This window comes from Bacillus sp. SIMBA_005 (genome assembly GCF_046535585.1).
GTDB lineage: Bacteria > Bacillota > Bacilli > Bacillales > Bacillaceae > Bacillus > Bacillus pumilus.
The window spans coordinates 160,112-172,452 of record NZ_JAWRWI010000007.1; the positions used below are offsets into that span (position 1 = coordinate 160,112).

The 12,341-nt window shown below is 42.0% G+C and carries 11 protein-coding genes; 8 read left to right on the forward strand and 3 right to left on the reverse strand.

The window, feature by feature from the left end; all coding sequences use genetic code 11:
- Window positions 1-20: 20 nt before the first annotated feature.
- Entirely contained in the window at window positions 21-1,115 is a 1,095-nt protein-coding gene (locus tag SB660_RS13425; RefSeq protein WP_180309266.1) for a CotH kinase family protein, read from the reverse strand.
- Window positions 1,116-1,356: 241 nt separating this feature from the next.
- On the opposite strand from SB660_RS13425, the gene SB660_RS13430 reads away from it, so the two are divergent.
- The 3 genes from SB660_RS13430 (at window position 1,357) to SB660_RS13440 (ending at window position 3,425) form a co-directional block, all read left to right on the forward strand.
- On the forward strand, window positions 1,357-1,932 hold the full coding sequence (locus SB660_RS13430) for a spore coat protein CotG (RefSeq protein ID WP_486304199.1): 576 nt from the start codon (window positions 1,357-1,359) through the stop codon (window positions 1,930-1,932).
- A 126-nt stretch (window positions 1,933-2,058) separates the two neighbouring features.
- Window positions 2,059-2,964 carry a fumarylacetoacetate hydrolase family protein gene (locus tag SB660_RS13435; RefSeq protein WP_058014351.1) on the forward strand — a complete coding sequence of 302 codons (906 nt, stop codon included), beginning with the start codon at window positions 2,059-2,061 and terminating at the stop codon, window positions 2,962-2,964.
- Between the two features lie 92 nt (window positions 2,965-3,056).
- A complete protein-coding gene (locus SB660_RS13440) occupies window positions 3,057-3,425 on the forward strand; it encodes a YisL family protein (protein ID WP_058014350.1) in 369 nt (122 codons plus the stop codon).
- A 38-nt stretch (window positions 3,426-3,463) separates the two neighbouring features.
- On the opposite strand, the gene SB660_RS13445 is transcribed toward SB660_RS13440, so the two are convergent.
- Window positions 3,464-3,991, reverse strand: coding sequence for a DUF2777 family protein (locus tag SB660_RS13445; protein ID WP_268466943.1), 528 nt, complete (start codon window positions 3,989-3,991; stop codon window positions 3,464-3,466).
- A gap of 156 nt (window positions 3,992-4,147) precedes the next feature.
- On the opposite strand from SB660_RS13445, the gene asnB reads away from it, so the two are divergent.
- From asnB to SB660_RS13465, 4 genes are all read left to right on the forward strand, one after another.
- Complete coding sequence (gene asnB, locus SB660_RS13450; protein WP_306011968.1) at window positions 4,148-5,989, forward strand: asparagine synthase (glutamine-hydrolyzing); 1,842 nt, start codon at window positions 4,148-4,150, stop codon at window positions 5,987-5,989.
- 148 nt (window positions 5,990-6,137) lie between these two features.
- On the forward strand, window positions 6,138-7,655 hold the full coding sequence (locus tag SB660_RS13455) for a phytoene desaturase family protein (protein WP_339165451.1): 1,518 nt from the start codon (window positions 6,138-6,140) through the stop codon (window positions 7,653-7,655).
- A complete protein-coding gene (locus SB660_RS13460; RefSeq protein WP_339165453.1) occupies window positions 7,652-9,127 on the forward strand; it encodes a phytoene desaturase family protein in 1,476 nt (491 codons plus the stop codon). Before SB660_RS13455 ends, SB660_RS13460 begins: the two co-directional genes overlap by 4 nt.
- Window positions 9,120-9,959, forward strand: a complete 840-nt coding sequence (locus SB660_RS13465; RefSeq protein ID WP_410582898.1) for a phytoene/squalene synthase family protein — start codon at window positions 9,120-9,122, stop codon at window positions 9,957-9,959. The genes SB660_RS13460 and SB660_RS13465 overlap by 8 nt, the downstream gene beginning before the upstream one ends.
- Window positions 9,960-9,983: 24 nt before the next feature.
- On the opposite strand, the gene SB660_RS13470 is transcribed toward SB660_RS13465, so the two are convergent.
- Window positions 9,984-11,360, reverse strand: coding sequence for an MATE family efflux transporter (locus tag SB660_RS13470; RefSeq protein WP_410582900.1), 1,377 nt, complete (start codon window positions 11,358-11,360; stop codon window positions 9,984-9,986).
- Window positions 11,361-11,473: 113 nt separating this feature from the next.
- Here SB660_RS13470 and SB660_RS13475 point away from each other — a divergent pair, with 113 nt between their 5' ends.
- The gene (locus SB660_RS13475) at window positions 11,474-12,340 is read left to right on the forward strand and encodes an AraC family transcriptional regulator (RefSeq protein ID WP_339165458.1); all 867 of its coding nucleotides are present in this window, start codon (window positions 11,474-11,476) and stop codon (window positions 12,338-12,340) included.
- The last annotated feature ends 1 nt before the right edge of the window (window position 12,341 follow it).

Below are 12,341 nucleotides of genomic sequence, written 5' to 3' on the forward strand. Positions count from 1 at the left end.
GACAAAATTCGAAAGCGTCCTTACGTGACATCTCTCTCTTTTCTTATTTCAGTCTGTAAATAACGTCGTCTTTTGTTGATATACTGCCGGATGACCTCTCGTTCTGATCGTAGAATGTCTTTTCGGTCTCTTGTATAAGGATCATCTCCAATTCGCTTCTCAATAGAAGCATGCCATTTCTCAATGATTGGACAAAGCTGGTCTTCTAAAAAATGTGTATCGAGTACGTGCTGGAAAAGCGTGTAATAGGCTCTCTTAAACGAAGGGATATCTAGTAATCTAGCAGTTAACGTATTAAAGCCGCTTACTGGAATATAATCAAACGCCATTTCTTCTCCATGAATGTCACGGCCCCATGTCGCATCATAATCCCAAGGAAGCACTTGGAATCTGCCTTGTTCATTCACATAAAGAGCGTAGTTATGGACAAAGCCGTCAAAGTTTTGTGTGCACACGACACCAATGAGCCAGCGGAAATACTGGGTCACATCTAGGTAATGCCCAATCTTTTCGGCAAATATGTCATCTTTCGCTGTGTTGAGAAAGTAAATAAATTCACTCAGCTGTTGATCATGTTGAGAACTCCCTGTTTTTTTCTCGTACCCGAGGAGAAGGTGTTTTTTTGGCTTTTTATCAAATGAACTCAAAAGGGAAAAGTTGGCGTCGTCATCGACTGCATAATAAATGCCGCCTTCTGAAAGCTCTCTTTTCTGAAAAAAGTGCTCATCGACGGATTCTATTTTTAAATAAATGCCTTCTTTTCTTCCGTTTATCGTGAGAAACACATGAGCCGCAGCAGGACTTAGCACCCCTATCTGCTCGAAGAAATAAAAGGACAGTCTGTTTCGGATAAACGAAGGGTCATTGTATTCTGCATTTAAATGAAAGATCGATTCGCCTTGTCTTTGCTTTGGCTTTCGATATTCAATTTGATAGGACTTTTTTTTCAGCTTTCTGATGTGAGACCCCCGATATGAAGCATAAATGTGTGATTTGATCTGGCCAGTTTTCAAAATGCCCTCAACAGGTTCGTCGTTCCATATGTCTTTTCTTAATTCAATCAGGTCCTTTGGATGAATCCAAATATCCATTTGCTTTAAAGGTTCTGTGGTCATGCGTTCATCCTCCTCCTTTGCTCTTCTTTACGATATGAAAATGAAGGAATGTCCTGTACCCGTTTGTTAGGTATTCATGGAGTTTTAAAAGAAAGGGGCATCCGCCAAGAACACTTGTCTATCAATTCTCGTAACATAAAGCAGAGAAGATAAACAGCTTGATCTGTTTGTTTTGTCAAAGTATAGACTGGGAGGGGAATCGTTCGTGAGCACATTTGATCATTCACATATTGAGCATGCAGTGGATTCACTTAAAAGTGAGGGGCGTGATCATCACTTAGATCGTGAACCAGAATCGAGACGTTCGCATAAGTCAGCTCGTTCTCGTCATTCAAGTCGCGGTCATTGGTTCTTTGGCGGTGGTGGACGCCGTAAATCATGCCGCAGTAAAAAAAGCTACAGAAGCTATCGTTCAAAGAAAAGTTATCGCTCGAAGAAAAGCATGAAGAGTAAAAAGTCATATAAAAGCAAAAAATCTTGCAGAAGCAAAAAGAGCGAACCGAAAAAATCATGTCGCAGCAAACACAGATCCCATCATAAGAAAAGCTGCCGCAAGTCACACCGCAGCAAATGCAGATCGCATCATAAGAAGAGCTGCCGCAAGTCACATCGCAGCAAGCACAGATCGCATCATAAGAAGAGTTGCCGCAAGTCACATCGCAGCAAGCACAGATCCCATCATAAGAAGAGCCACAAGTCGCGCCGCAGCCACTCTTGCAAAAGATGTGGAAAGAAAAAGCATTATTCCCGCAGCAGAGGAAATGTTGATCGTAAATGGGATCAAGGGAACATGTGGGAGTATCGCCGCTACCGCTAAACATCAGATCATCTTTTTTGAAACCCTTTTTAAAAGAGAGTATGATAAAAAAGGGTTTTTTTTATTTCATAGAGAAATAAAATGAGACATCACCACTTAGCGAAATGAAGATTGTGAGGGGAAGACATGAAGTTTTTTACAGGTGAGATACATAGCAGGATGTTTATTGGGGTAGTCATTGATGATGAATGGGTCATGGACGTCAAAAAGGCAGAAGCCAAATTATTCGAGCTAGAGACACTGCCGAACTCTTTAGCTGAATGTATTCATATGGGGGACAAGTTTGTTGAGCATGTCAAACAGCTCCTTGACTGGGCTGAGAAAAAAGAAGAAGACCGCGGTTCTTATGTTTATCCGCTGTCGGACGTGAAACTCCATGCGCCCATTCCAAAGCCAGCTAAAAACATTATGTGTGTTGGAAAGAATTATCAAGATCATGTCATGGAGATGGGAAGTGCAGCGGATATTCCTAAAGATGTGATGATCTTTACAAAGGCACCTACTTCAGTCGTTGGACATGAAGCGGATATCCTCCTTCATGAAGATGTGACGAGTGAACTGGATTATGAAGGGGAGCTTGCGATCGTGATGGGCAAATCGGGAAAGAATATTGCACCTGAAGAAGTCAAGGATTATCTATTTGGTTACACCATTTTAAATGACGTAACGGCAAGAGATTTACAGAAAAAACACAAACAATTTTTTATAGGGAAAAGCTTAGATACAACCTGCCCGATAGGACCTTATATTGTGCATAAGTCTGTAATCGAGGATCATAGCGCGCTTCATGTGGAAACAAAGGTTAACGGAGAGGTTCGCCAGTCTGCAAGTACAGAATTAATGATTTTCTCCATCGAGAACATTGTGTCTACTCTTTCAAAAGGGATGACACTAGAAGCTGGTGACATCATTGCAACGGGAACACCTTCTGGGGTTGGAAAAGGCTTTGAACCGCCTAAATTCTTAGCTTCAGGGGATCAAATCGATATTACGATTGAACCGATTGGAACGCTATCAAATCGCGTCAAATAAAGAGTAATATGACACAGGATTGTCGTTTTGTGTTCGACTTATTTCGTGGTACGATGAGAAGGTAATTGTTCTGATAAAGGGGGAAATAACAAATGGGAACGCATTTACATATTACAGCATGGGTGCTAGGAATTATTTTATTCTTCGTGGCCTTTGCTCTAGCAGGTAAAAACGACAAAGGTGCTAAAATTGTGCACATGATTGTCAGACTATTGTACTTGATCATTATCGCCACAGGCGTAGAGCTGTATGTTCGCACAGGAATGAAGATTCCAGGTTTCGGTGGCGAGTATATCGGTAAAATGATTCTCGGTATCCTTGTGATTGGCTTCATGGAAATGACTCTTGTACGCAAGAAAAAAGGAAAATCGGTGACTGGTGTATTGATTGGTTTTATCGTACTCGCGATCGTGACCATTCTTCTCGGTTTACGTCTGCCGATTGGTTTTCATATCTTTTAACAGAAAAAGGACATTGCTTATACGAAGCAGTGTCCTTTTTATATGCCATCAAACTGTGAAACCGACCGGTGACCGTCAGAAGTGGTCCATTCAAACCGAATTTGACCTGCAGTTGAGTCGTGGTGAGATTGAAGGGCAAGCGATTGTGTATCTGTCGAAAACTGAAAGAAAGTAACTCGTTGAAAAGAATGAAAGGAGGAGAAAACACAATCATAGACGGAAAAGCCAAGCTGCTCGATCTGTGCAATGATTTCATAAAAGACGTTTTCAGGAACAAACATGAGAAGGTCAAGCAAGCCTTTGGCGAGTGATGCCGTATATTGAATTTCTTCACCGCCTTGTACTTCTAACAGCTGTCCATTTTCATGAAGTATCATGGAACCGAGCAGCTCTCCTTTTATCCACCTATCATTCTCCTTCAAACAGATCATCGTGCTTTGAAGACTTTCTGGCAGCATGAGTTCTCCTTCTTCATCTTCAATCAGACAATGCCCATTTTCAATGAGTAAATACCCGCTACACCATCTTCGGCTACAGCGTTCAAGCTGCTTCATTCGTTTTTCCATTTGCAGACGCTCCTTTCCTCTTTCTTTTTCTTACCAAAACAAGCTTGTCCTATACGCCCGAGAAAAAAGGACAAATCAACTATCGAGGAGACGATGCATAAACTAAGAAAGGCTGAATGAGAACACTTGAGGAAAAACGGATGGGAGCTGATGATGATGTGTGGAATAACAGGCTGGGCAGACTTTAAAAAGCAGCTCATCCAACAGGATCATGTAATCAATCAAATGACAGATACATTATCTAAAAGAGGGCCAGACGATACAAATACGTGGAAAAGTGAGCACGTTCTATTTGGGCATAAAAGGTTAGCGGTTGTAGATGTAGAAGGCGGAAAACAGCCGATGACATATACACATCAAAACCATGCTTATACCGTTGTATATAATGGAGAGCTCTATAACACAGAGGATATAAGAAAGGAATTGTTAAAAAGGGGCCACCGCTTTCTTGGGCATTCTGATACAGAGGTACTTCTTCATGCCTACACAGAATGGAAGGAAGAGTGTGTGACCCATTTTAATGGTATTTTTGCATTTGTGATTTGGGATAGTGAGCGTGAATTATTATTTGCAGGGAGAGACCGGCTCGGCGTCAAGCCATTTTTCTATACAGAACGTCATCATTCCTTTTTATTTGGTTCAGAAATCAAAGCGCTTCTTGCTCACCCTGATATGAAAGCAAAAGTCGATCATGAGGGATTATCGGAGATTTTTGGTCTAGGACCATCTAGAACACCAGGCCAAGGAGTGTTTAAAGGGGTAAAAGAGCTGAGACCTGCTCATGCCTTGACCTATTCAAAAGACGGACTATGTGTGTGGAGATACTGGAATGTCCAAAGCAAGGCGCATACGGACTCACTTGATGACACCGCACAGCACGTCAAGGATCTCTTTACAGATGCCGTCACAAGGCAGCTTGTCTCTGATGTGCCTGTTTGTACATTTTTATCGGGTGGCGTCGATTCGAGTGCCATTACCGCCATTGCCGCTAAGCACTTTGAGAAAATAGGGAAAGCACCGCTTCATACGTATTCTGTTGACTACGAAGGGAATGATCAATTCTTTGAAGCAAGTCAGTTCCAGCCGAATGCAGATGGTCCATGGATTGACCGCATGACCAAGGCATTTCAAACGAATCATCACAGCTGCATCATTGGACAAAAGGATCTGGCTGCTTATTTAAAGGAAGCGGTTGAGGTCCGAGACTTACCGGGTATGGCAGATATTGATTCTTCCTTGCTTTGGTTCTGCCGAGAAATTAAAAAGGACTTTGTGGTCGGTTTGTCAGGTGAATGTGCGGATGAAATTTTTGGAGGCTATCCTTGGTTCCATTCGGCAAATGAAACGAATGGTTTTCCTTGGATGAGATCGACGGAAGCTAGAACGCAGCTCTTACAAGACTCGTGGCAAAAAAAGCTGTCACTAAGAGAATATGCACAAAGCAAATATGAAGAAACCGTGGCTGAAACGCCTCTTTTAGATGGAGAAACTGGAATAGATAAAGCACGGAGAGAACTTTTTTACTTAAATATGGTCTGGTTTATGACAACGCTGCTAGATCGAAAAGACCGGATGAGTATGGGGGCGAGTCTTGAGGTACGTGTGCCATTTGCGGACCATCGCCTTGTCGAATATGTATGGAATATTCCTTGGGAAATGAAAATGCATGGAAATCGTGAAAAAGGGGTTTTACGGAAAGCATTAGAGGGAATTTTACCGAATGAAGTGCTTTATCGCAAGAAGAGTCCTTACCCGAAAACACATCATCCAGCCTATACTCAGGCTGTAAAAGAGATGTTAACAGGTTGCCTTGCGCAAAAAGATTCTGTTCTCCATGAATTTCTAGATCCACATCAATTAAAGCAGTTGATTGAAACGGAAGGAGCATCCTTTCAAGTGCCTTGGTATGGCCAGCTCATGAAGGGCCCGCAATTAATCGCTCATCTGGCGCAGATTCATCACTGGTTTGAGACGTATCGAATTGATATAGAAGCGTAATAAAGGGCCGGCTTTCTTACATTTGTTGAAGGGAAGCCGGCTTTTTTTGATACATAACATGAGACAAATAGAGCACATCGAAAGTTGATCTAATCTTTCTAATTTGTATAATTAACTTAAAGTGAATTAATTTGGAGGAAAAAGGATAATGAAAATCATTGTGATCGGAGCAGGACCAGGGGGACTTGCGGCAGCTATGATGCTTCAAAGCAAAGGACACGATGTTCATGTTTACGAAAAACAGCCCTTTGTTGGCGGACGTAATTCTAAGTTTCAACTTGGTGATTTCACGTTTGATACAGGTCCTACCTTTCTCAGCATGATTCATATTGCAGAGGAGCTGTTCACCTTTGCTGGTAAAAATCTTTATGACTATATTGATGTGATCGAATTAAAAGAAATGTATAGATTGATTTTCCGAGACGATCAGCTAGATATGATACGAGATCGTGAAGAAATGTATAGACGGTTAGAAGCCTTTGCACCTGGAGAGGGAGAAGGGTATATACGATTTATGAACGATACGAAACGCAAAATGGATCGACTTACACCTATATTACAAAGTAAAATGGATCGTTTTCATCATTATTTGCGTCCGAAGGTGCTCAAAGCACTTCCGCAGCTTTCATTGAATAAGAGTTTATATGATGTACTGTCAGATTATTTCTCAAATGAATCAGTGAAATATGCCTTTACATTTCAATCAAAGTATTTAGGCATGTCACCGTGGGAATGCCCGGGTGCTTTTTCCATTCTATCATTTATGGAGCATGACACAGGTGTGTTCCATCCGAAGGGCGGGGTCAATCAGCTGTCAGAAGCGATGGCAAAAGCAGCGGTTGAAGCTGGAGCAACGATTCATTTGTCAGCCGGCGTCGAAAAGTTGCTGACAGAAGGCAGGAAAGTAAAGGGCATTCGCTTAGAATCGGGGGAAGAAATAGAGGCAGATGAGGTTGTCGTAAATGGAGATTTTGCACATGTAATGACAAAGCTTGTAGAGCCAGGACTTTTAAAGAAATATAGCGAGAAAAAATTAAAAAAGAAAAAATTCTCATGCTCGACCTTTATGCTTTATTTGGGATTAGATACCATATATGAGGAGCCCCATCATACTATCGTTTTTTCTGATGATTATGCGCAATTCGTCAAAGGCATTACGAAAACATATGAGCTGCCAGATGATCCATCTATTTATATTCAAAATGCTAGTGTCACAGATGACTCACTTGCGCCAAAAGGAAAGTCAGCTCTTTATGTATTAGCACCCGTTGCCAATAATCAAAGCAGCATTGACTGGGAAGCGCATCAAGATGAATTCAGAGAACTTGTACTGGATACACTGGAGCGAAAAACCGGTTTTAAGAATGTAAGGCAGCATATAGAAGTCGAGCGGATGATCACACCGAAGCAATGGGAGGAAGACCTTTACGTATACGAAGGAGCCACTTTTAACCTTGGTCACCAGCTGACGCAGATGATGGTTCTAAGGCCGCACAATGATTTTGATGAATTGGATCATTGCTGGCTTGTAGGAGGAGGAACGCATCCAGGAAGTGGACTGCCGACCATTTTAGAATCAGCACGTATCACGACAAATGCGATTCTTTCAAAAGAGAAACATACGCACAAAACATTGCCGCAAGAAGAAAAGGGGAGCGCCTCATGAAAAAACATATATTGATTGCAGGTGGCGGTATTGGCGGGATGATCTCGGCACTTTATTTAAAAAGAGCTGGACATGATGTGACGCTTGTCGAAAAAAATGAACGACTTGGCGGAAGACTTGCTTTTGTACGTGAGAAAGGATATAAAGTAGATGAAGGTCCGACCATTGTCCTACTTCCAGCTATGTTAAAAGGTATTTTACATGAGGTAGGAATTGACGAAGCATCTCTTGATCTTTTGCAGCTTGATCCGCTGTATACGATTCAATTTCAAGATGGAACCTCCTACACGAAGTATTCTGATGCACTTCGTCAGCTAGAGGAAATCAGACGTGTATTTCCAAAGGAAGATCAAGGATTCCTAAGGTTTATGGAAGAAATGACAGACCGGTTTCAAGAAGGACAGCAAGCCTTTTTAGAGAAATCATTTCATGAAAAGCGGACATTTTTTACAAAAGCAAATATGAAGATTTTAATGAAATTAAAGGCGTATCGCACGGTTCAAAGTGCTCTGAAAAAGTATTTCTCAGACGAACGCCTGCGAGATGCATATGCACTTCAAACCCTCTATGTCGGAGGAAATCCATATGAAGCATCTGCTATTTATTCGCTTGTTTCATATAGTGAGCACGCACATGGCATCTACTATTTAAAAGGCGGCTATGCGAGTTTAGTAGATATATTAGAAGAACAGCTCATGAAAATGGGTGTGCATGTGAGAAAAAATGCTGAAGTCACGGAGCTCGAGTTTGAGGGGAAACGCGTGGTTAAAGCAAAAGTCATTGACGACCAGATAGCAGCTGATGCTTTTGTCATCAACGGAGATTATCCGGCTGCGTTAAAACAGCTTAGTTTAGACGAACAAGATCGGCGAAAATACGTGCCATCTTCTGGCTGTGTGATGGTGTATGTTGGGTTAAACAAAATGTACCATGATGCGCCTGTTCACCAATTCTTTATGGGCGAACACTTTGAACAGCATATGAAAGAGGTTTTTCAAACGAAGACGATCCCTCAAGATCCGTCGTTTTATACATTTAATCCATCGATTATTGATCCATCTCTTGCCCCGGAAGGCTGTAGTGTTTTATATTTGCTGATTCCCGTTCCCTCAGGAGATCATATCAACTGGGAAGAGGAGACAGATTTTGTAGAGAAAATGGTGGATCGTCTTGAGAAAAGAGGCTTTCCGAGATTGCGAGAGTCGATTGTCTGGAAAAAAGTCAGAACACCAAATGATTCCTTGCGGGAAGGGTTGTTTGAAGGCGGCAGCTTTGGACTTGCGCCTAACTTATTTCAATCAGGTGTGTTCCGCCCGCAAGTGAAGGCAGCTGAGACCGATAATCTTTATGCGGTAGGTGCTTCCATCCATCCTGGTGGCGGAGTGCCGATCGTGATGCAAAGTGCGAAGCTGATGACATCTGTGCTGTTAAAAGATTTGAATGACAGAAAGGAAGTGAAACTAAGTGGTTGATGTACAAACAGCATTGAAATTGTGTGAGGAGACCATTCAAACCCATTCCAAAACGTTTTACCGTGCCTTTTCCATGCTGCCTAAAAAGAAACGACAGGCTGTATGGGCCGTGTATTCCTTTTGCCGAAGAGCAGATGATATTGTAGATGAGTCACCCTCGCCAAAAGAGGAGCTTGCCTCCTTTCGAGAGACGTTTGATCGATTTTTACAAGGTGAGGTAGATCGGAATGATCCGATGTGGGTAGCGCTGGAACATACATTTCAAGAGTTTCGTATGGATGAAGCACCGTTCCGTGACTTGCTCCAAGGTCAGGAGATGGATTTAGAGCAGCATCGATATGAAACGTTAGATGAACTGCTCATTTATTCCTACCATGTTGCTAGTACCGTTGGACTTATGCTGCTTCCTATTATTGCACCGCGTAAAAAAGAACAGCTAAAAGAAGCAGCGATTTCATTAGGAATTGCCATGCAGCTGACCAATATTCTTCGTGACATTGGCGAGGATAAGGCTGAAAGAGACCGCATTTATTTGCCAAAGCAAGTCATGGATCAATTCGGATATACAGAGCAAGAATTGCAAGAAGACATTGTCAATCAAGCATTTCAGCACGTATGGGAGTACATTGCCTTTGAGGCAGAGGCATACTACGAGGAGTTTTTTGACCATCTTCATGAATTCCCGCTTTATTCACGTATACCAGTGAAAGCAGCTGCTCACTTTTATAAAGCCATTTTAGATAAAACAAGAGAAAATGAATACCGCGTATTTACACAGCGATCATTTATTTCAAACCAAGAAAAAGCACTTATTTTAGAAGGTATTAAGTAAAAAGGACTGCACCCGCAGTCCTTTTTATGTGGATGAAAAGCGATATTCCGTCCAAACCCTTGAACGCCAACGCCTATACATAAAGATGCCTCTCACCCATTCATCCACGATAAAAGAAATCCAAATTCCAATGAGACCCATCTCAAGCTGTATGCCTAACAAGTAAGCGATCGGAAGCCCGATGCCCCACATTGAAATCATCGCCATATACACTGGAAACTTCGCGTCCCCGGCAGCCCGCAAGGAATTAATAATGACCATATTAAACGAACGGCCCGGTTCTAAAATAATGGTCAAAAGGAGGAGGGTGGCGGCTGTTTGAATGATCTCGCTGTTGCTAGTAAAGAAAGTAAGTAAATGCGTCGATGATAAAGATAAAGCAGTGGAAGAAAGAAGGGAGATGCCAATGGCCCAGTATAAACTTTTCATGCATCTGTGATAGGCAGCATCGAATTCCTTCGCCCCAATATGGCGTCCGATTAAAATTTGTGTCCCTTGGCTAATGGCTGCACCAAATAGCATAATGAACATCATGATATTTTGAGTATAAACCTTTGCTGCTAATGCCTGCGTCCCCATAAATGTAATAAACAGTGTAATAATCATTTGGGAGCCGTTATAAGAAAGCTGCTCTCCAGCAGAAGGAATCCCGATCTTTAGCAGCTTTTTTAAATATGTCCGCTGGATGTGAAACATCTTCTTTAGTGAAAAGCGTAATCCAATTCGGCGGCGTACAATGAGGATCATGGCCATTAATCCGATCAATCGAGCGAGTGAGGTTGAAAAAGCGACCCCCATGACACCTAATATAGGGAAGCCAAACGGACCGAAAATCACCAAATAGTTACCAGCAACATTTAGCAAGTTCATTCCGATGGTGACATACATCGTATCTCTTGTATATCCATAGCTTTTTAAAATAGCACTATACGTCATAATGAGCGCTTGAATAAAGGAAAGCAGCCCGACAATTTGTAAAAATACAGTCGCATCCGGCATGAGCTCACTTGATAGGCCCATCAGATGTAAGATGGGGACAGCTAATACAAACATGAGAAGACTAATAACAAAGCTAATCAAGAAATTGGTCCCTAGCGAGACATAGGCGACTTGAGCCGCTTCCTGCCTGCGGCTTGCTCCTAAAAGCTGCGCAATCACAATCGTCGTTCCAGTTGTAATGAAACTGAACATGACAATCAATAAATTCAACAGCTGATTGCTTACACCAACTGCGGCAACACTATTATCGGAATATTGGCTGAGCATGAGGGTATCAGCGCTTCCCATGAGCATATATAAAGAGATTTCAATAAAAATAGGCCAAGTTAATTCAAATAATGAAGGGTGGTTTTTCTTCCCCCTAGCTTGAACTTTTTGAATTGGCAGTGATTGAGGTTTCATCAATCAACCTCCTTTCGTATAAATCCGATTTATAGTGTACCTTGCATCGACTATAATAAGAAGAGATGAAACCGAAACTTATTGGAGAAATCCGACTTCATAAGGGGATGAATATGAATCGATTTATTACATTTACTGTACCGCCGTTTCCGGTTTATATCGTTTCTGGCAAAGGCGTATTTTATGAAGGAGAAAGACATATCTCTAGAACCTTTACCGTGTTTGATCTTCTTTATGTCACAAGAGGGCAGCTATGGATCACAGAAAACAGGGAGGCTCACCACGTAAAAGAAGGAGAATATATCATTCTCTCACCAGGCTTGTCACATGGCGGACACCTGCCATGCGAAGAAGAAACGCACTATGAGTGGCTTCATTTTTCGATTGATCCTTTTGATTTGACGAATCGGCCGAGAGAACACTGGTTTGATATGAAACAAAATCAAGCCACCTTTGAAAAGCCGGCAACATATGAATTTAGCCTGCCCCGTATAGGAAAAGTGAAGGGGAGAAATGTATTTGAAAAGCACCTTGCACAGATGCGGGCACTAAATGATGACGCGTCTGAATTGCCGCTGAAAAAACAGCTTCAGTTTGAAGAACTGCTCATTCATTTACAAAAAGAAGCATTTCATATTCCAAGTGCAAAGGAGAATGTCGCCTCAGAAGTGGTTCATTATCTTGAGCGTCACTTTATGAAGAAACTACAAATGGAAGAGCTGGCAGAGAAACTGCACTATCATCCTGATTACATGACAAGATGCATGCAGACGGTATATGGACTCACGCCAACCCAATACATCAATCGTCTCAAGGTCGAAAAAGCCAAAAGCATGCTTGCTTCAACGAATAATCAAATCGCAGCGATTGCTGAACAGGTAGGCATTGATGACCCTACTTATTTTTCTAAGCTGTTTCGTCAAAACGAAGGCATGACGCCTATCGAGTACCGTCATCTCGCAAAAAGAACGACAAAGTAAA